The following is a 19,950-nucleotide window of genomic DNA, read 5'->3' as shown; positions in this document are numbered from 1 at the left end:
AACACGTACCTTGGAGAGATAGATGAACGTTCGTAATCCCGCAGTGCGGCTGGGCCTTCTGCCGGCTGGCATTGCGTTGGCGCTGACGCCCGCCTTTGCTTCTGCACAGGAAGCAAAGGATGCGACCACCCTGGATCGCATCGAAATCACGGGCTCGCGCATCCGCGGCGCCTCGATGGAGACCCAGCAGCCGGTCCTCACCCTGAGCCGTGAGAACCTGGAAAAGCAGGGCTACACCACCGTCGCCGATGTCCTGCAGAACCTGACCTCGGCAGGTTCGCCGGCCATTTCCCGTGCGGACTCGCTGTCCTCCGGCGAAAACGTTGGCGGCTACTACGTCGACCTGCGCAACCTGGGCGCGCAGCGCACCCTGGTGCTGATGAACGGCAAGCGCCTGGGCGCGACCACTGCCGGCTACCAGGATCTGAGCCAGATTCCGATGGCCGCCGTCGAGCGCATCGAAGTGCTGAAGGATGGCGCCTCCGCCATCTACGGTTCGGACGCCATCGCTGGCGTGGTCAATGTGATCACCCGCAAGCGCTTCGACGGTGCTGAAGCCAGCGTCTACGTCGGCCAGTACGGCCGCGGCGACGGCGACACCAACACCTACTCGTTCACCCTCGGCTCCGAAGGCGAGCGTGGCGGCGTGACCCTGTCGGCCGAATACTCCAAGCAGGATCCGGTGTGGGCGAAGGATCGTTGGTTCAGCCGCGACGGCGGCCTGGGCCCGAACACCACCTCCGGTGATTGGAGCCCGCTGAGCCAGAACAGCACCTGGTGCGACCCGCGCGTGTGGGGCGACTGCAAGCCGCGCGCTGCAGGCCAGCCGCAGCCGGAGTGGATGACCCTGAATCCGGGCGGTGACCCGAAGAATGCGGCCGACTACCACCAGCTGACCCCGGCCGAGTACTCCAATGCCAACCAGCAGATGATGGTGCAGACCGGCATCGAGCGTAAGTCCGTGTACGTCAACGGCAGCTACGATCTGGCCGACTCGATCACCTTCAATGCTGACGTGCTGTACAACCAGCGCACCACCGACCAGCAGATCGCGGGTTACCCGTACCAGTCGCTGTCGTTCGGTACCCCGCTGTCGAAGGACAGCGCGTTCAACCCGATCGGTCAGGACGTCGAGTTCCGTCGCCGCCTGTGGGAAGTGCCGCGTACCACCAAGAGCGATCTTAAGACCCTGCGCTTCGCGCCGAGCCTGAGCGGCTTCTTCGAATTCGCCGGCAAGACCTGGGATTGGGACGTCGGTGCGCTGTGGAACCGCAACGAGCTGACCAAGACCGGCTACGGCGACATGAGCCTGATCGCATCCGAGCAGGCACTTGGCAAGTCGTTCATCAACGGCCAGGGTGTTGCCCAGTGCGGCACCGCCGCCAACCCGATCCCGCTGAGCCAGTGCCGTCCGTGGAACCCGCTGCTGCCGTATGGCGTCAACGGCCAGGGCTCGCTTGCCGACCGTGATCTGCAGAACTTCCTGTTCCCGACCTACACCGACACCGGTGTGACCAAGACCACCAGCTACACCGCCAACCTGTCCGGTTCGCTGTTCGAGCTGCCGGCCGGTGACCTGGGCGTGGCCATGGGCTACGAGCACCGCAAGGAAGAAGGCCGCTTCGTGCCGGACGCCTTCCGTCAGTCGGGCCAGTCGACCGGCCTGGCGTCGACCACCACCTCGGGCAACTACTCGCTGGATGAGTTCTACCTGGAACTGAACGTGCCGATCCTGTCGGACCTGCCGTTTGCCAAGGAACTGACCTTCAACGTCGCCAGCCGCTACTCCGACTACAGCAACTTCGGTGACACGATCAACTCGAAGTTCGGCCTGGTGTGGCGCCCGATCGAAGAGCTGCTGGTCCGCGGTACCTACGCAGAAGGCTTCCGCGCGCCGACCGTCGACGATCTGTACGGCGGCACCAACTCGAGCTTCGAGCGTTACACCGACCCGTGCGGTTCGACCTCGCCGGGCAACGTCGCTGGCAATGCTGCCTGCGCCGGGGCTGGCGTGCCGGCCAACTACGTGCAGGTCGGCCAGGGCTTCGCGCCTTGCAGCACCTTCCCGTGCGCGACCCCGGACCAGTTCGTCAGCGGTTCGAATTCGGCTCTGAAGCCGGAAACCTCCAAGAGCAAGACGGTTGGCCTGGTCTGGAGCCCGCGTTGGGTGCAGGGCCTGGACATCTCGCTCGACTGGTACCGCTACGAGCTGAAGAACATGATCATCGCTGACAGCGTTGATCGCATCCTGCGTGACTGCTACGTGCTGGGCAACGCAGCTCGCTGCGAAGGCGTCACCCGTGCCGCCGATGGCCATATCGAGGCGCTGACCTACGGCCTGGCCAACCTCGGCTCGATGGAGACCGAAGGCTACGACCTGGGTGTCAAGTACCGCCTGCCGGAACTGTCGATCGGCAAGTTCAGCATCGACTGGCAGACCAGCTACCTGGCCAAGTACGACGAAGCCGGCCAGAACAAGAAGGGTGAGAACATCACCATCGGTCGCGTTGGTGAGCCGGGCCTGTTCCGCGTCCGTTCGAACCTGGGCGTGAACTGGGAGCTGGGTGACTTCGGTGTCAACTGGACTGCTCGTTACTACTCGGGCATGAAGGAAAGCTGCATCGACGACGCATGGTGCGACGCCCCGAACCACTATGCCAATGGTGAGCCGGATCCGCTGCGCCACACCGGCTCCAACACCTTCCACGACGTGCAGGTCAGCTGGAAGGCTCCGTGGGATGCCACCATCGCCCTGGGTGCGAACAACGTGTTCGATCACCGCGGTGCGCTGCAGTACTCGGCGCCGAACTCGAGCTTCGCCTACTACGGTGGCTTCGACGTCGGTCGCTTCCTGTACATGAAGTACACCCAGCGCTTCTGATCGTTCGAAGTGCGATAGCAATACCGGGAGGGCGGACCGCAAGGTCCGCCCTCTTTTTTTGTAGGGGAATTCCGAAATGTCGTGGAAGGTGAGCAGAGTCACGTTCCTGTCGTGTCGTAATCAACACAGTTGCTGGGTCCACTTTCGGACACTTGCACATGGAGAGAGCGATGAAGAGCACGCTGTTGCACAAACTGTCTGCTGCTGCACTGATCTATGCAACATTGGTGGGTGCGGTGTTCGCCCAGACCGGTGGTGTCTGTGGGGGCGGGCTGTACTGCGAAGAGCTGCGCCAGCAATGCCTGGCTGCAGGCAATTCGAAGGTCATGTGCGATCTGCAGTATCGCCACTGCGTGCAGGACGCCTGCGGCGCGCGCTGATGCAAAAAAGGCGCGCCTTTGGGCGCGCCTTCGAGGTTGTTCCTGCGTTGACAGCTCAGGCCTCGCTGGGTACCAGTCCCATCAACGCATTGGCATGCTCGCGCCACTGCGGCAGCCTGTTGAGTACACCTGCGCGCTGCAGGTAGTCCTCATCCACCGGATCGCCGTTGACCAGCGCCAGCGCCACATGCACCGCACCGGTCACCCAGAAGCTGCGCGTATTGGCGCGCTGCGGCTGCAGGTGGAAGGCAACCGCTTCGATGATCGGCATCGGCAGGCCCCACAGGCCCAGCAGGTAGGCGCCGGCCTCGGCATGGCCGGGGCGGGTGTCACCGGCCAGCGACGGTTCGCTGCGCTCGTTGCGTACGCCGGGCAGCAGCAGGCCGATGTCGGCCAGCAGGGCGGCGGTCGCGCCCAGTTCGGCACTGGATTCGGGCAGCAGGCGCGCGGCCAGGCGCGAGGCGAGCAGGGCGCGCTGCTGCAGCGAATTGCGTTCGGCGGTGGACAACGTGGGTGCGGAAAACACCTCGCTGGCCAGCACCAGGTCGCGCAGCGTCGACAGGCCCAGGCGGGTCACGGCCGTGCGCAGGTCAGCGATGGTGCGTCCCTGGCTGAAGAACGCCGAGTTCGACAGCTGCAGCACCTTCGCGGCAATGGCCGGGTCGGCCGCCACCAGCTTGGCGACGTCGGCGCTGTCGGCGTCGTCGTCATGCTCCAGCGCCTGGGTCAGGCTCAGGTACAGGTGCGGCGGCGAGGGCAGCTTCTCGATACGGCCGATGGCATCGCGCAGGCGTGGGCTGTCCAGTACTTCGCGCAGCTCTTCCAGGCTGGTCAGCGCTTCCAGCAGCACTTCCGGTGCCAGTGGCAACGGCAGGAAACGGTGAGCGACACCGATCAGGCGTGCCGGCGGCGGCCGGTTGCCGTGCTGGGCATCGATCAGCGCGATGCGGATGGTTTCCGGGCGCAAGGTCCGGATCTGGCCCAGCAGCGTGGTGGCATTGAGATCCGGCAGCTGCGGGCAGACGATCACCGCATCCACGCCCTGCGTGGCCACCGCAGCCATCGCGGTCTGGCCATCGGTGGCGGTCAGCGGCTGCCAGTCTTCCCCAAGATCGGCAATGAATTCGGTCAGCTCGGCCGGCAGGCTGGCTGCATCCCCAACAAGCAGAATACGCACGACACATTCCCCTGGCTGTCTCGACGATGGATGTCGACGACGTGTGAAGTGACGCAATTTACCTAATACGGCGGCACGTGTGATGTGCCGTCGTCATGAAACGTGACCCGCATCGCTCCGGCGGGGTGCCACCGGAGCGATCCGGTTCAGGCTCAGGCCTTGCTGTCGAGATGGCGCTGGTGCGCCTCGATCAGGATCTGCTTGGCCTCAGCGGCGCCGCCCCAGCCGTCGAGCTTGACCCACTTGCCCTTCTCCAGGTCCTTGTAGTGCTCGAAGAAGTGGCCGATGCGCTCCAGCCAGTGGCTGGACACCTGGGCGATGTCTTCGACGTGGGCATAGCCACTGAAGATCTTCGACACCGGCACGGCCAGGATCTTCTCGTCGCTGCCCGCCTCATCGCTCATCTTCAGCACGCCGACCGGACGGCAGCGCACGACCGAGCCCGGCACCAGCGGCAGCGGCAGCACCACCAGCACGTCGGCCGGATCGCCGTCGCCGCACAGGGTGCTCGGCACGTAGCCGTAGTTGCAGGGGTAGCGCATCGGGGTGGACAGGATACGGTCGACGAAGATCGCGCCGGTTTCCTTGTCCACTTCGTACTTCACCGGCTCCGAGTCCTTCGGGATCTCGATGATGACGTTGATTTCTTCCGGCGGGTTCTTGCCGGGCGAGACGAGTTCCAGACCCATGGTCGTGCTCCAGGTGGGGGATGTAGACGGATAGCCCCCCATTTTATGCCTTTGCCGGGCGCTGTGCAGAGGGAGGGGCCGACGGCGCTGCGGGGCGGGGGCCTACCGGGCAGGCCGGGATTGGCTGATGGGGGCGGCCGGCATGGGAGCGCAGGCTGGACCAACCTTCCCAAGGAGTCTGCCCATGAACGTGTCTGCCCTGTCGTTTGGCCTGACCTGCATGTTGCTGGTTGCGCCTTTGGCCCAGGCGTCCCCTTATGTCGACCTGATCGACTACCCGCACCAGGAGGCCAACTGGGACCGCTTCTTTGCCCTGGAAGGCCGTTTGCAGCATGGCTTCGATGCCATCTGTGGCGACACCTTCTGCGAGGGCGAATACAGCGATATCCGCGCCCTGCGCCTGCGCTGTTCGGTGGATGCGGTGCGGGGAACCGTGCATGAATGCCTGTGGGCATTCGCCGCCAGCGATCTGGAGGTGTCCCGCAACGATGGCGCGATCGTGGCCCGGCAACCGACCTGGTTGTGCCGCCTGCCGCTGGTGGCGGGAACCCCGGTGGAAGCCTTCCATGCCGCGCTCGCCGCGCGCAATCCACTGCATGACCCGCTGCCGGGGACCTCGCAGAGCGTCTATGACGGGCTGACCGGGTGCATCCATTGATGAGAACGTGACTGATTCTCATTAACGGAGTAGCATGCGCGGCGCCTTCCGTCTGTCGTCCCGGTTCCGCGCATGTCCTCCAATGCCGCCTCCCTCACCGAACTGCTGATCCGCGAGCGGCCTGCGTTGCTGCGCCGGGTGCAACGCATCCTGGGGGGCGACAACGGCGCCGAGGACGTGATCCAGGCGGTGTGGTTCAAGGCACGTGGCGTCGATGACAGCCAGGCCATCGACAACCCGCGCGCCTATCTGTACCGGCTGGCCGCCAACCTGGCCACCGACCATGGCCGCGAATCGACCCGGCGCAACCGTCTGCTGGCCGACCACTACCTGTGGGGGCCGGACGAGGTGATCTCGACCGAAGAGCAGGCGATGGCACAGGACGAGCTGCAGCGGGTGCTTGACGCGGCGGGGCACCTGCCGGAGCCGACCCGCACCATCTTCCGGCTCAACCGCCTGCAGGGCCTGACCCAGGCCGAGATCGCACGCCGTCTGGGTGTGTCGGTGACTACCGTCGAGAACCATGTGCGCACGGCGCTGCAACGCCTGGCCTGGGCGCGCAGCGGCCGATGATCGCCCCGCCTTGGGGTTGGCCCTCGCTGAAACGTCTTGATCACTGGACCGCGGATGCGGTCTAGTTCCTCCGCCCGCGCTTGAATGCGCCTGTCCGCCAGCCGATGAGCCCGCCGAACACGCTGCCCGCCGCCAATGACGATGCCCTGGCCGAACAGGCCCGGAGCTGGATCGCGTGGCTGGCCTCGGGTGACTTCGGCGAGGGGCGCATGCACGAGTTCGAGCACTGGCTGGAACAACCGGGGCACCGCCGCGCCTTCGAGTACGAGCGCGCGCTGTGGCGCAGTGTCGGACCACGCCCGCAGGCCCGGCCGGCCGAACGCCGGCGCCCGCGGCGGCTGCGCTGGGCAATGGCCGCTGCAGCTGCGCTGGCGATGCTGGTGGCATGGCCGGAGGCCTGGTTGCGGCTGCAGGCCGACCATCGCAGTACGCATGTCGTGCAGAACGTGCAACTGCCCGATGGCAGTCGTGCCGTGCTGGATGCGGACAGCGCGATCGCCGTGCGGTTTGATGCCGATGCACGCCGGATCGAGCTGTTGCGCGGGCGCGCCTGGTTCGAGGTCAGCCCGGATGCCCAGCGGCGTTTCAGCGTGCTCGCGGCCAATGGCGTGGTCGAGGACATCTCGACCGCGTTCTCCGTCGCACGCGACAACGATCAGGTGGAAACCCAGGTCGGACAGGGCAGGGTGCGCGTGGCCAGCCCGGCCGACGGTGGCTGGACCTACCTGCAGGTGGGACAGCGCGCGGCCTATGGCGAGCGCAGTGGCGTGACGCGTCTGCAGGATGTGGCGGCCGACAGTGTGGGCGCGTGGCGGCAGGGTGAACTGCTGCTGGAGCAGGCCAGCGTCGCCGAGGCCGTGCAATGGGTCGGGCGCTATCGCGCTGGCCCGACCTTCGTGCGTGGCGATCTGTCGCAGCTGCCGGCCGTCAGTGCAGCGTTGCGCATTGATCGCCCGGAGCAGGCGCTGGACGCGTTGGCGGCAACAGCAGGTCTTCGGGTTACTCGTCTTCCATTCGGCGTCGCCATCGTGCAGTAGATCCACGCCATGCGTGGATGACCGTCCCTGTGCCGACCAACGGTCGGCACCCACCACTGCAAGCAGCCGACCAACGGTTGGCACCCACCGCGGCAACCAGCCGACCCACGGTCGGCACCTGTCGCGGCCGCAAATCGCTCTTGGGGTTGCCGCGCTTTCATCCGTCTTACTCCGCGAACGTACCCGCCGCCGCCAGTACGTCGCCGTGTCCGCCCGTGTTGCGGATGTCGCCGCGCCCGCGGCACCGATTACCTGACAGGTTCCCCCATGTTCGATTTCCATCGTCCGGGCCGCATGCCGCGCCCGTCCCGCCTGTGCATCGCCCTGCTGGCGGCCGGCCTGGCCAGCGCCGCGCCCTCCGTACTCGCGCAGGATGCCAGCGGTGACCACGCTGCCGTGCAGCGCTTCGATATCCCCGCGCAGCCACTGGACGAGGCGCTGCGCAGCTACATGCGCCAGTCCGGCGTGCAGGTCGTGTACCCGGCCACCCTGGCCCGGGGTGTGACCTCGCGTGCGGTCAGCGGCAGCCTGTCGGCCAGCGAGGCTTTGCAGCACCTGCTGCAGGGCAGTGGCCTGGCGGTGCGCCGGGTCAGTGCCGATGCGGTGACCCTGGAAGCGGCAGCGTCGGCGCAGGCCGACAGCGGTGTGATCGTCACCGATACGCTGAGCGTGGCCGGCGACCGTATCGACAGCGGCGCAACCAGCGACGAGGCGCGCCTGCTCGACGGCTATCGCAGCGTCGGCTCCACCACCACGCTCAACCGCACGCACCTGGAGCGATTCCGCGGTACGTCCAACGGCGACATCGTCAAGGGCGTGGCTGGCGTCACCGCCGGTGATCCGCGCGTGGGCAACGGCTTTGACGTCAACATCCGTGGCATCCAGGGCCAGGGCCGCGTGCCGGTGATCATCGACGGTGGCCAGTCCAGCATGGATACCTACCGTGGTTATGCCGGCCAGTCGCAGCGCACCTACCTCGACCCGGACCTGATCTCCAGCCTGACCATCACCAAGGGCCCGAGCCTGCAGGCCAACGCCTCCGGTGGCATCGGCGGCGTGGTCGAGATGGAGACGCTGAAGATCGGTGACGTGCTGCGCGAAGGCCGGGACTTCGGCGTGCGCGTGCGTGGCGGCCTGGCCAACAACAGCGCCAACAACCTGCCGTCCTACAGCGCCGCGCCGCGTACCGACCGCAGCGCCACCGGCAGCCAGTTCTTCAACGTGGCCGCTGCGGGACACTGGGATCGCTTCGATCTGGTTGCCGCCTACGCCTACCGCGACAACGGCAACTACTTCTCCGGCAAGCATGGCTACGATGACTTCCCGCAGACCCGGCGCACGCTGGCGCCGCTGAATCCGCCGCGTACCGAGGTCTTCAATACCTCGGCCCGCTCGAAGTCGGCGCTGCTCAAGGGCACCTGGCGCATCGACGATGCACAGACCCTGGAAGCCGGATACCGCCGCTATGAAGGCACCGCGGGCGAGATCATGGCCTCGCAGATCATCCGTGTGGATCGTGACCGCATTCCGCAGTGGGATCCGGGCCACGTCGACATGGACAGCTACAGCCTGCGCTACCGCTTCAACCCGGACAGTGAGCTGGTCGACCTGCGCGTCAACGCTGCGTACACCGACACCGACAGCGTGATGTACAACAGCCTGACCGGCATCACGCCGTGGTACTTCGACCGCCGCACCGAGTGGTACGACGCGCCCAGCTTCAGTGGCGATCCCGGTTACAAGGATGCCTACCGCAATCCGTTGCGGCAGAAGCGCTTCGGCCTGGATGCCAGCAATACATCCGTGTTCGACAGCAGCGCCGGCCGCTTCACCCTCGACTACGGCCTGTCCTTCAGCGATGAGGACATCGCCCCCGGCAGCTCCGGCCCGATCATGCACGATGACCTGGTCAACAACCGCTTCCTGCGCAATGCCGAGCGCAAGGAGTACAGCGCGGTGGCGTCGCTGAAGTGGGCGCCGGACGAACACTGGGAGATGCTGCTGGGCGGCCGCTGGAACCGCGTGGATGTGCACGACCGCAACCGCCTGGCCACGCCCGATGCCTACGAGGTGCAGGGCCAGTACCGCTACACCGAACTGCTCAATGGCAACCCGGCGCTGCCATCGTGGCGGGCCAAGCGCATCGCGCTGCTGAACTGGTATCCGGACGCCAACGGCAATTTCACCCAGGAATCGCTGCTGGCTTCACCGTACAAGAAGGGTACGGTGGGCGACATCGGTGGCTGGAACTTCTACGACGCCGGCAAGGCGCAGGACCTGGAGGTGCCGGTCAGCTGGACCTGGTCGCAACCGATCCGCCGTCGTGACACCGCGTTCTCGCCGACCGCCAGCGTGGCCTACCGCTTCAGCGAAGACACCATGGTCTACGTGAAGTACGCCGAAGGCACCAAGCTGCCGAGCCTGTTCGAGACCACGCTGGGCCTGTTCACCGCCGCCAAGCCGGTCGGCGAACTGAAGCCGGAGCGTGCGCGCAGCTGGGAAATCGGTGCCAGCACCATCCGCTACGATCTGTTCACTGCCGGCGACCGCCTGGCGCTGAAGCTGGCCTACTTCGATACCCGCATCGATGACCTGATCACCCGTGACTACCGCACGCTCTCGGCCGGCCTGATCCGCAACGTCGACCAGTTCAAGGTCTCGGGCATGGAGTTCCAGTCCAGCTATGACAGCGGCAAGGTATTTGCTGATCTGTCCGCGCACTATTACTTCAAGGCCAAGACCTGCGCACCGGACATCGCAGCCGAGCGCCGTGCCTATGGTGCACAGCGCAGGAACGATGAACTGGCCAACACGCCGAACTGCGTGGACGGCGGCTTCGAGGGCTCGTACACCAATACCCAGAACCCGCCGCGCTACATGGTCAACCTGACCCTGGGCTCGCGCCTGTTCGACGAGCGCCTGACCTTCGGTACCCGCGTGGTCCACAACGCCGGTCCGATCAGCAAGCTGGACAAGGATTGGAACGTGGGCCTGTCAGCGATCCAGCAGCTGTACCGGCCGACCACCCTGGTCGACCTGTTCGCCAGCTGGAGCTTCAACGACCAGCTGTCGGTGGAAGCCGGCGTGGACAACCTGACCGACCGCTACTACCTGGATCCGCTGGCCCTGGGCGTGATGCCGGCCCCGGGCCGCACCGCGCGCCTGGCGTTGACCTGGAAGTACTGATCGTCGGGGTCGGATCCCTTTCCTGCAGAAAGGGCTCTGACCCCAGCGGGAGACAACGGTAGCGCCGGGCCATGCCCGGCGCCTTCCTCCAGCCAGTTACAGCCCGGTCGCCGCCTTCACGGCATCTTCGTGCAGCGACTCGTTCAGCTCATCCACCACCGTGGTCCATGCCGCATCGGCCTGCAGCGACTCGGACAGGAACTGGCGCTGGGCATCGTTCCAGTACGGCGCTTCGACCACTTCCACATCGGTGGCCAGCTGGTGTTCGCGGATGAAGCGGGCGATGCCCTCGGCGCTGGCGTCCAGGCCCAGCTGCAGGAACAGGTTGGTCATGCGCGGTTCGGTGGTGATCATCGTCGGTTCCTGCGGGAAGAAGGGATACGCCATTATCGGTGCACATGGCCTTGGGGAAAGCCCCGTGGCGAACGTCTACAGCAGGACGACCCCCTTGGCATCCCCCATGAACGCACACATCGCCCCTGAAGACAGCCGCAGCCTGCGGCTCAAGGCCGCCACCCGCGACAGCCATGGCGCGCTGGACAAGCGCATCATGGCCGGCGACATCTTCGCCGACCGCAGCAACTTCGCCCGTTTCCTGCGCGTGCAGTACCGCTTTCATCGCAGCATCGATGCGCTGTATGCCAACCCTGCGCTGGATGCACTGCTGCCGGACCTGGGTGAGCGCCGCCGCCTGACCCAGGTGGCGCGCGACCTGCAGGATCTGGAGCAGACCCTGCCGGCGGCCGACATCGCACCGTTGCCGTCCGATCTGGAGCTACCCGCCGCATTGGGGTGGCTGTATGTGGCCGAAGGCTCCAATCTCGGCGGCACCATTCTGTACAAGATGGCTGCCAAGCTCGGCCTGGATCGTGATTTCGGCGCCCGCCACCTGGCCGCACACCCGGATGGCGCGGCGCGCCACTGGCGTGAATTCACCGCTGCGCTGGATGCGGTGCCGCTGAGCGCCGAGCAGGAGCAGCAGGTGATCGATGCGGCGGACGCCGCCTTCCGCAGCGTGCACGGCCACGTTGAAGTGGAATTCGCCTGATGCACGCCTCCCGCCTATCGGCGCAACGCTGATGCGCTGGCTCTGGTTCGCGCTGGGCTGGCTGATGGTCGGCCTCGGGGTGATCGGCGCGCTGCTGCCGGTGATGCCGACCACCATCTTCCTGATCCTGGCCGTGGGCTGCTTCGCGCGCAGTTCGCCGAAGTTCGAGCAACGCCTGCTGGCGCACCCGCGCTACGGCCCGTCACTGCGACTGTGGCGCGAGCAGGGCGCGGTGTCGCGCAAGGGCAAGGCGTTTGCCAGCGCCGGCATGGCGGTGGGCTTCGCGCTGTTCTGCTGGGGCGCACATCCGTCCTGGCGGCTGCTGCTGGGCGTGGGCCTGTTCTTCGCGGTCAGCGCCGGCTACGTGCTCAGTCGGCCCGCACCGCGGCTGGAGCCCAACCCGGTCGTGGAAGTGGACGACGCCAATGATCCGCGCGCGGCCCGCCGCCGTGCAGCGACCCCTGATGCTGATGGAAAACGAGACGATGCTGCCTGCTGACCTGGCCCCCGTGGCTGCCCCTGCACTGACGCCCTGGGGCATGTATCTGGCCGCCGACGTGGTGGTGAAGACAGTGATGATCGCGCTCGCGCTGGCGTCGCTGGCCACCTGGACCGTGCTGCTGGCCAAGGGCTGGGAGCTGGCCCGGCAGGGCCGGCAGCTGCGTGCAGCGCGCGCGCTGCTGCTGCAGGCGCCGAGCCTGCCCGGCGGGAGCGTGGAGGCCAGCCTGCAGCAGGGCACCGCACTCGCCATGCTGGACGCAGCGCGCACCGAACTGCGCCTGTCGCAGGAACTGGATAGCCGCGACGGCATCAAGGAGCGCGTGGCCTCGCGCTTGGACCGCATTGAACTGGAAACCGCGCGCGTGCAGCGACGTGGTATCGGCGTGCTCGCCAGCATCGGCGCGGTGGCGCCGTTCGTCGGCCTGTTCGGTACGGTGTGGGGCATCATGAACAGTTTCATCGGCATCGCCCAGAGCAACACCACCAACCTGGCGGTGGTTGCGCCCGGCATCGCCGAGGCTCTGCTGGCGACCGCGCTGGGTCTGGTCGCAGCGATTCCCGCCGTGCTGGTCTACAACCACTTCAGCCGTGTGCTGGCCGGCCTGCGGGGTCTGCTCGGTGATCAGTCGGCGGCCGTGCAGCAACTGGTCTCGCGCGATCTCGATCGTGCCGTTCCGCGTACCGCAGCGGCGCCGCTGCGTGCGGTGCACTGAGGCGCGACGATGGCGATCAGGACCGCGTCCGACCGTGACGATGCGCCGGAAGAAGCGCATGAGATCAATGTCACGCCCTTCATCGACGTGATGCTGGTGCTGCTGATCATCTTCATGGTGGCCGCACCGCTGGCCACCGTGTCGGTGCCGGTGCAGCTGCCGGCCAGCAATGCCAGTGCCACGCCGCCGGAACAGGCACCGGTGTACGTGACCGTCCAGGCCGATCTGTCGCTGCGCGTTGGCGAACAGGCCGTGGCGCGCGACGGGCTGGCGCCTGCATTGCAGGCGGCCACCCACAGTGACACCGCGCAGCGCATCTTCCTGCGCGCCGATACCCACGTGCCCTATGGCGAACTGATGGCCACGCTGGATACGCTGCGAGCGGCCGGCTACCTGAAGGTGGCGCTGGTTGGCCTGGAGCAGGGCGCACGATGAGTGGACTGCGGCGCTGGGCGACCAGCCTGGCGATCGTGCTGCTGGTGCATGCGTTGTTGATCGGCGCGGCCTGCTGGTGGGCGACGCGCGCACCGGTGCTGGCTACGACGGCGCCGCCCGCTGCGCTGATGCTGGAACTGGCGCCGATGGCGCAGGCACCGCCGGTGCCGCCGCGCGAGGTTGCGACCGGCCCGCTGCAGCAGCAACAGCAGCGGCAGGCGCCGAAGCCGGCCCTTCGCGAGCAGCCGAAGGCGCCGGTGCAGCTGCAGGGTGACCTGCCGCCGCCGCGTACACCGGAGCCGACGCCGTCGCCGGACACCGCTGACGCCAATGTCGCGCAGACCAGCGCACCGCCGCAGGTGGCGGCTGATGCGGCCACACGCTACACCGCACCGCAGACCACGGCGGGTGAGCGCAGTCGTGCCGAGGCGACCTGGGAAGGACGCCTGCTCGGGCACCTGCAGAAACACCGCCGCTATCCGCGCCAGGCCGAGCGTCTGCGCCAGCAGGGTGTGGTCTACGTGCGCTTTGCGGTTGCCCGCGATGGCGCGGTCTCGGGGTTGAAACTGGGCCGCAGCAGTGGCTTCGCGCTGCTCGACCAGGAGACGCTGGACACCGTGCAGCGGGCCAGCCCGGTACCGGCGCCGCCGGCCGAAGTGGCCGGCGACCCGGTGGACGTGATGGTGCCGGTGTCGTTCTTCCTGCGCGGGCGTTGACCTCGTAGCGTCGAGCTTGCTCGACCGCTCTTGCGGTGTGGGCCAGAAGCAGTCGAGCAAGCTCGACTCTACGGGTTTGCGCATGGTGTGGATCTACAGCAGCGGCACCAGCAGCAGCGCCACGATGTTGATGATCTTGATCAGCGGATTGATCGCCGGACCGGCGGTGTCCTTGTAGGGATCGCCAACGGTATCGCCGGTCACTGCCGCCTTGTGCGCCTCGCTGCCCTTGCCGCCGAAGTGGCCGTCTTCGATGTACTTCTTGGCGTTGTCCCAGGCGCCGCCGCCGGTGGTCATCGAAATGGCCACGAACAGGCCGGTCACGATCGTGCCGATCAGCAGGCCGCCCAGTGCGCGCGGCCCCAGCAGCAGGCCGACCACCACCGGCACCGCCACCGGCAGCAGCGAGGGCACGATCATTTCGCGGATCGCCGAGCGGGTCAGCATGTCCACCGCCTTGTCGTACTGCGGCTTGCCGGTGCCCTGCATGATGCCGGGGATCTCGCGGAACTGGCGGCGCACTTCTTCCACCACCGCACCGGCGGCGCGGCCGACCGCTTCCATCGCCATCGCACCGAACAGGTAGGGAATCAGGCCGCCGATCAGCAGTCCGATGATCACCGTGTGGTCGCTGAGGTCGAAGCGGAATTCCTGCCCCGGATGTGCTGCCTGCAGGTTATGGGTGTAGTCGGCGAACAGCACCAGTGCCGCCAGCGCCGCAGAGCCGATCGCATAGCCCTTGGTCACTGCCTTGGTGGTGTTGCCCACCGCATCCAGCGGGTCGGTGATGTCGCGGATCTCCGAGGGCAGCTCGGCCATCTCGGCGATGCCACCGGCGTTGTCGGTGATCGGTCCATAGGCATCGAGGGCGACGATCATGCCGGCCATCGACAGCATCGCGGTGGCGGCGATGGCGATGCCGTACAGGCCCCCAAGCGCGAACGCGCCCCAGATTGCCGCACACACCGCCACCACCGGTAGCGCGGTGGACTTCATGGAAATGCCAAGGCCGGCGATGATGTTGGTGCCATGCCCAGTGGTCGAGGCCTGTGCCACGTGCTGCACCGGCTTGTACTGGGTGCCGGTGTAGTACTCGGTGATCCACACGATCAGGCCGGTCAGTACCAGCCCGATCAATGCGCAGCCATACAGCGCCATCGGCCCATGCACGTTGTCACTCATCAGCCCGGTGGTGATCGGGTAGAAGGCGATGGCGGCCAGAACGCCGGAGACGATCACGCCCTTGTACAGTGCGCCCATGATCGAACCGCCCGGCTTCACCTTGACGAACAGCGCGCCGATGATCGAGGCGATGATCGACACGCCGCCCAGCACCAGCGGATACAGCACCGCATTGGCGCCTGCCTCGGCCAGCATCAGGCTGCCCAGCAGCATGGTGGCGATCACGGTCACCGCGTAGGTCTCGAACAGGTCGGCGGCCATGCCAGCGCAGTCGCCGACGTTGTCACCGACGTTGTCGGCGATCACCGCCGGGTTGCGCGGGTCATCCTCGGGAATCCCGGCTTCGACCTTGCCGACCAGGTCGGCACCGACGTCCGCGCCCTTGGTGAAGATGCCGCCGCCCAGGCGCGCGAAGATCGAGATCAGCGACGAGCCGAAGGCCAGCCCGACCAAGGCGTGCAGCGCCTGCTCCATCGGCAGGCCCAGGCGCAGCAGCAGTGCGTAATAGCCGGCCACGCCCAACAGGCCCAGCCCTACCACCAGCATGCCGGTGATCGCGCCGCCGCGGAAGGCGACATCCATCGCCGCGCTGATGCCGTGGCGCGCCGCCTCGGCGGTGCGCACGTTGGCGCGTACCGACACGTTCATGCCGATATAGCCGGCGGCGCCGGACAGCACCGCGCCGACCGCGAATCCAATCGCGGTGTACCAGCTGAGGAAGATGCCGACCAGCACGAACAGCACCACACCGGCCACGCCGATGGTCAGGTACTGGCGGTTGAGGTAGGCACGCGCACCTTCCTGGATCGCGGTGGCGATCGCGATCATGCGTTCATTGCCGGTGGGTTGGCGCAGGATCCAGCGCGCCGAGACGATTCCGAACAGGATCGCGAGAATGGCGCAGCCCAGCGCCAGTGACAGCCCGTGACGTTCCAGCATTAGACCCCTCCGCAGAATGGATGTAGGCATCCAGTGGCGATGAACGGCACCACGAGGGGGACGACGGGCTGCAGCCTGGAACCAACCCGTACCGACCTTGGTGGTCGTCCGACGTATGGCGGTGTTCAGCATTCCCTGGTGCCCGCAGTATGCGTGCCGGCACCTGTAGAGTCGAGCTTGCTCGACTGGCTTTTGCGAGCCGCGCCGCATGCCGCCAGTCCATGGGCATGATTCGAAAGCCACAGGCCTTTGCACCCCGTTAAGCCAGCCTCTGCAAGCCTGCGCTCAGTCCCGTAGGAGATTCCCCATGCGCCTGTCCCTGTTGATGCTTGCCGCCCTGGTCCCGGCCGTACCGGCACTGGCCGCGGAAACCCCGGAGCTGCAGCGCGCCGTGGGTGCCCCCCAGGCCGTGGGCGCGGTGCATACCCTGCGGCAGATTCCCGAGGCCTGCGCGCGCCTGGAAGGTGCCTTCACCGGTCAGGCGGCCGAGCCGTATCGCTTCGCACCGGTGCGGACCAGCGAGCAGTGCCAGCCGCGCGCGCGCTTCGTCGACTATGCCAAGGCGCAGCCGAGTGTGGACAAGGGCTGGAAGCTCAATGATGTGATCCGCGTGCCCAGCGCCGCCTGCCCGGCACAGCAGGCCGTGGTGCGCGTGTGGCGCCTGCCGTCTAGCAACAAGGTCGAGCTGGACGGGCAGGGCCAGTCGCGCATCTATCTGGAAGAGGCCAAGAAGCAGGCCGCCGCCGGCCAGATTCCGCAGGTGACGATGTTCGCCGCGCAGCTGCAGATGGAAGGCAAGGCCTGCAATTGAGGCCGTCCAGCAGCGCGCATCAACGCATGGCGTGGATCTACTGACGTGCCCGGCGCTGCGCATCCACGCATGGCGTGGATCTACTTCGCTGCGCATCGGTAGTGCCGGGCCATGCCCGGCGGGCAACCTGGTAGTGCCGGCCGCTGGCCGGCAAACCTGCAATCATCACTCCGCCAGCGTCGCCCCGCGCGCCACCAGCAGCTCTCGCAGGGCCCTGCGATGGCAATGCGCTTCATCCTCGCAGTAGCACCCCACGCTGATGTCGCTGTGCTGTGACATCGCGGCCAGCAGGTCCAGCGCGTGGGCTGCATCCGGCGCCTTCATCTCGGCCTTGTAGTGGCGGAAGAACGCATTCCAGTCGGCCGCGGTTTTCGCTTCGTGCGCGCGTTTTACCAGTTCCGCGCTGGGTGACAGGGGCGGGAACCAGACGTCGTACCAGTCCTGTGTCGCGAATTCGCTGCGTGGTACGCCGCGCGGTGGTCGCCGCACGGTACCGATACGCAGCCCTTCGCCGGGGTGGCGCGGCGTACCCAGTCGAACAACACGCAGTGCCATGATGACCTCCGGACGGGGTATCCATCATCCTGCGATGCACGTGCGCCAGGTGTGAACCGCTGTGGAAACGAAAAGGCCCGGGCGCCTGCGCACCCGGGCCTTTTCCCATGCTGGCAACGATCAGTTGCCGCGGCAGTCCTTCAACCACAACACACGACCAATCTGGTCGTAGCTGTCGACCACGCCGGTCAGCGTCACCTTCTCGCGCGGGCGCAGGGCCAGCGCATACGCGGCCTGGTTGGCTGCAAACGAGCAGGAAATGGCCACGCGCTCAAAGTCGATGCTGCCATCGCTGGGCAGGTCAAAGCTGGTGTTGTAGGTGCCGCCACTGCGCAGCACGGAGGTGATGCGACCGGTGATGGCGTAGGTCTTGCCCTTGTAGCGCGGCTCGACCGCGGCCGGGTTGTCCTTGTTCTGGTTGCGCAGCTGGAAGCCGAAGCGGTCGGCGGCAATCGTCACCACCGACGCCTGCGGAGTGGCCTTGGCCGCCTGTTCGCCAGCCTTGCCCGGCTTGATCTGGTTGAGCAGCTTGCACATTTCTTCGCGCACGCCGTCGGCCGAGGCAATGGCGCCCTTGTTGACCTTCACCACCATGCCGACGGTGCCCTGGCCGCCTTCGGAGGTGGCACTGATGATCATCGGAATCGGCTTGTGGGCCATGGATTCCGGCTCTTCGATCAGCATCGAGCCGCCTTCCACGTCCTCGCTGAGGACGTCCATGTTGGCGTTCTTGGCGATCACCCGCATCTGGCCGATGGCACTGGCCACGGTCAGGTCCGGATGGGTGACCGATGAGGTGAAGGTCGTGCCGACGAAGGGATTGCCCTTCTTCTGGAAGTTGCTTTCGCAGGTCGCAGCGAAGGCCGGCGCGGCGGCACCGCACAGCAGCGCGGCGATCAGGATCGGGTGCTTCATGGTTACAGTCCTTGTGAAATGGCAGCACAGGCCCGGGCCTTGAAGGCCGGGCAGCGTCGAATCTGGCTTGCGGCGGCCCCTTTGCCCCGGGCCGGAGCCCGATTGTGGGGTGCTTCGGCGGCCGCCGCAATGTGCCCTGCGCTCCGCACAGGGCTCAGCACAGAGGGGCGTATACGACTTAATCCCCTCCGTCCCCTTTTTCGGCTCAGCCCTCGAAGGCCGGCAGCTTCTGCTTCACGGCCACGTTCTTCAGCGTCACGTACTTCGGCAGGCCGTCGGTGCCGTACGGCAGCGGGGCTTCGCCCTTGATCAGCGGCGACAGGTAGGCGCGTGCCTTGGCGGTGATGCCGAAGCCGTCGCGGCGGATGAAGCCGGCCGGCATCTTCTTCTCGTGGTTGGCGATCTTCGACAGCGGCGCCGCTTCGATCTTCCAGCGATAGGGCGCATCGCTGCTGCGCACGATCACCGGCATCACACCGTTCTGGCCCTTCAGCGCCAGCTGCACGGCGGCCTTGCCGACCGCCTGCGCCTGCTCCCAGTCGGTCTTGCTGGCCAGGTGGCAGGCCGAGCGCTGCAGGTAGTCGGGCAGCGCCCAGTGCACCTTCAGGCCCAGCTGGTCCTTGACCCGGCCGGCCAGGTGCGCGGCCACGCCGCCCAGCTGCGAGTGACCGAACGAGTCCTTGCCGCCGCCCGCGTCGGCGACGAAGCGGCCATCGGCGGTGGCGATGCCTTCCGACGCCACCACCACGCAGTAGCCGACGCGCTCGACCACCGCCTTGACCTTGGCCAGGAACGCCGCTTCGTCATAGGCGCGTTCGGGCAGCAGGATGATGTGCGGCGCTTCGTCATCGCCGTTGCCGGCCAGACCGGCGGCCGCAGCCAGCCAGCCGGCGTGGCGGCCCATGGCCTCGTAGATGAAGACACGGGTGGAGGTCTCGGCCATTGCTGCCACGTCCAGCGCCGCCTCGCGCACCGACACGGCGGTGTACTTGGCCGCCGAGCCGAAGCCCGGACAGGTATCGGTCACCGCCAGATCGTTGTCGATGGTCTTGGGCACGCCGATGCAGGTCAGGTCGTAGCCGGAGGCCTTGGCCAGCTGCGAGACCTTCAGCGCGGTGTCGGCCGAGTCGTTGCCGCCGTTGTAGAGGAACCAGCGCACGTCGTGCGCGCGCAGCACTTCCAGCAGGCGGTCGTAGCGGGCACGGTCGGCGTCCAGCGATTTCAGCTTGACCCGGCACGAACCGAAGGCGCCGCCCGGGGTGTGGGCGAGGGCGCGGATGGCCGCAGCACTCTCCTTGCTGGTGTCGATCAGTTCCTCGCGCAGCGCGCCGAGGATGCCGTTGCGGGCGGCCAGGACCTTGATGCCCTTGGCCCGGGCCTGCTCGATCACCGCCGCTGCCGTGGCGTTGATGACCGCGGTGACACCGCCGGACTGGGCGTAGAGGAGAGTACCGTTGCGCATGCTTCTACCTGCTCGGGGGAGGGGACATTGCAGGGACATTACCCGGATGCGGTAAAGTGGCGCTATTGCGGTGCAGCGATACCGGTCCGTCC

The 19,950-nt window shown here is 66.9% G+C and carries 19 protein-coding genes; 12 read left to right on the top strand and 7 right to left on the bottom strand.

The window, feature by feature from the left end; all coding sequences use genetic code 11:
- Window positions 1–22: 22 nt before the first annotated feature.
- On the top strand, window positions 23–2,881 hold the full coding sequence (locus ACZK3J_RS18825; protein WP_049400560.1) for a TonB-dependent receptor: 2,859 nt from the start codon (window positions 23–25) through the stop codon (window positions 2,879–2,881).
- A 170-nt stretch (window positions 2,882–3,051) separates the two neighbouring features.
- Window positions 3,052–3,261: a hypothetical protein gene (locus ACZK3J_RS18820; RefSeq protein ID WP_032128398.1), complete on the top strand. Its 210-nt coding sequence runs from the start codon at window positions 3,052–3,054 to the stop codon at window positions 3,259–3,261.
- Between the two features lie 55 nt (window positions 3,262–3,316).
- Here the strand turns inward: ACZK3J_RS18820 and ACZK3J_RS18815 are convergent, their stop codons facing one another.
- A complete protein-coding gene (locus ACZK3J_RS18815) occupies window positions 3,317–4,438 on the bottom strand; it encodes an HDOD domain-containing protein (protein WP_049461388.1) in 1,122 nt (373 codons plus the stop codon).
- Between the two features lie 152 nt (window positions 4,439–4,590).
- Complete coding sequence (gene ppa / locus ACZK3J_RS18810) at window positions 4,591–5,127, bottom strand: inorganic diphosphatase (RefSeq protein ID WP_005410935.1); 537 nt, start codon at window positions 5,125–5,127, stop codon at window positions 4,591–4,593.
- 184 nt (window positions 5,128–5,311) lie between these two features.
- Between ppa and ACZK3J_RS18805 the strand changes: the two genes are divergently transcribed.
- From ACZK3J_RS18805 to ACZK3J_RS18790, 4 genes are all read left to right on the top strand, one after another.
- Window positions 5,312–5,785 carry a hypothetical protein gene (locus tag ACZK3J_RS18805; RefSeq protein ID WP_032128396.1) on the top strand — a complete coding sequence of 158 codons (474 nt, stop codon included), beginning with the start codon at window positions 5,312–5,314 and terminating at the stop codon, window positions 5,783–5,785.
- Between the two features lie 72 nt (window positions 5,786–5,857).
- Window positions 5,858–6,358: an RNA polymerase sigma factor gene (locus ACZK3J_RS18800; RefSeq protein WP_014038389.1), complete on the top strand. Its 501-nt coding sequence runs from the start codon at window positions 5,858–5,860 to the stop codon at window positions 6,356–6,358.
- A gap of 104 nt (window positions 6,359–6,462) precedes the next feature.
- Entirely contained in the window at window positions 6,463–7,395 is a 933-nt protein-coding gene (locus tag ACZK3J_RS18795) for a FecR family protein (RefSeq protein WP_478476168.1), read from the top strand.
- Between the two features lie 267 nt (window positions 7,396–7,662).
- Complete coding sequence (locus ACZK3J_RS18790; protein WP_478476167.1) at window positions 7,663–10,581, top strand: TonB-dependent receptor; 2,919 nt, start codon at window positions 7,663–7,665, stop codon at window positions 10,579–10,581.
- A gap of 96 nt (window positions 10,582–10,677) precedes the next feature.
- On the opposite strand, the gene ACZK3J_RS18785 is transcribed toward ACZK3J_RS18790, so the two are convergent.
- The gene (locus ACZK3J_RS18785) at window positions 10,678–10,935 is read right to left on the bottom strand and encodes a DUF2789 domain-containing protein (RefSeq protein WP_006390068.1); all 258 of its coding nucleotides are present in this window, start codon (window positions 10,933–10,935) and stop codon (window positions 10,678–10,680) included.
- Window positions 10,936–11,041: 106 nt separating this feature from the next.
- Between ACZK3J_RS18785 and ACZK3J_RS18780 the strand changes: the two genes are divergently transcribed.
- The 5 genes from ACZK3J_RS18780 to ACZK3J_RS18760 are packed head-to-tail and all read left to right on the top strand — an operon-like array spanning window position 11,042 to window position 13,994.
- Window positions 11,042–11,629 carry a biliverdin-producing heme oxygenase gene (locus ACZK3J_RS18780; protein ID WP_101766032.1) on the top strand — a complete coding sequence of 196 codons (588 nt, stop codon included), beginning with the start codon at window positions 11,042–11,044 and terminating at the stop codon, window positions 11,627–11,629.
- A 31-nt stretch (window positions 11,630–11,660) separates the two neighbouring features.
- Complete coding sequence (locus ACZK3J_RS18775; protein WP_478476166.1) at window positions 11,661–12,128, top strand: YbaN family protein; 468 nt, start codon at window positions 11,661–11,663, stop codon at window positions 12,126–12,128.
- Window positions 12,115–12,843 (top strand): tonB-system energizer ExbB, encoded by a 729-nt coding sequence (gene exbB, locus ACZK3J_RS18770; protein WP_478476165.1) that lies wholly within the window; start codon window positions 12,115–12,117, stop codon window positions 12,841–12,843. Before ACZK3J_RS18775 ends, exbB begins: the two co-directional genes overlap by 14 nt.
- A 9-nt stretch (window positions 12,844–12,852) precedes the next feature.
- A complete protein-coding gene (exbD, locus tag ACZK3J_RS18765; RefSeq protein WP_478476164.1) occupies window positions 12,853–13,278 on the top strand; it encodes a TonB system transport protein ExbD in 426 nt (141 codons plus the stop codon).
- A complete protein-coding gene (locus tag ACZK3J_RS18760; protein WP_478476163.1) occupies window positions 13,275–13,994 on the top strand; it encodes an energy transducer TonB in 720 nt (239 codons plus the stop codon). Before exbD ends, ACZK3J_RS18760 begins: the two co-directional genes overlap by 4 nt.
- Before the next feature lie 93 nt (window positions 13,995–14,087).
- Here the strand turns inward: ACZK3J_RS18760 and ACZK3J_RS18755 are convergent, their stop codons facing one another.
- Entirely contained in the window at window positions 14,088–16,115 is a 2,028-nt protein-coding gene (locus ACZK3J_RS18755) for a sodium-translocating pyrophosphatase (protein ID WP_478476162.1), read from the bottom strand.
- Between the two features lie 307 nt (window positions 16,116–16,422).
- On the opposite strand from ACZK3J_RS18755, the gene ACZK3J_RS18750 reads away from it, so the two are divergent.
- Complete coding sequence (locus tag ACZK3J_RS18750) at window positions 16,423–16,926, top strand: hypothetical protein (protein ID WP_277778979.1); 504 nt, start codon at window positions 16,423–16,425, stop codon at window positions 16,924–16,926.
- Between the two features lie 165 nt (window positions 16,927–17,091).
- Here ACZK3J_RS18750 and ACZK3J_RS18745 read toward each other — a convergent pair whose 3' ends face one another.
- The 3 genes from ACZK3J_RS18745 to ACZK3J_RS18735 all read right to left on the bottom strand — a co-directional run bounded on the left by ACZK3J_RS18745 (window position 17,092) and on the right by ACZK3J_RS18735 (window position 19,858).
- The gene (locus ACZK3J_RS18745; protein ID WP_049421719.1) at window positions 17,092–17,481 is read right to left on the bottom strand and encodes a DUF488 domain-containing protein; all 390 of its coding nucleotides are present in this window, start codon (window positions 17,479–17,481) and stop codon (window positions 17,092–17,094) included.
- A gap of 120 nt (window positions 17,482–17,601) precedes the next feature.
- A complete protein-coding gene (locus ACZK3J_RS18740; RefSeq protein ID WP_049400701.1) occupies window positions 17,602–18,396 on the bottom strand; it encodes a hypothetical protein in 795 nt (264 codons plus the stop codon).
- A 205-nt stretch (window positions 18,397–18,601) separates the two neighbouring features.
- Window positions 18,602–19,858, bottom strand: a complete 1,257-nt coding sequence (locus ACZK3J_RS18735) for a 6-phosphofructokinase (protein WP_478476161.1) — start codon at window positions 19,856–19,858, stop codon at window positions 18,602–18,604.
- Window positions 19,859–19,950 lie beyond the last annotated feature (92 nt).

This window comes from Stenotrophomonas sp. 86428_Sma (genome assembly GCF_056481585.1).
This window is presented reverse-complemented; position numbering and strand designations above follow the sequence as displayed.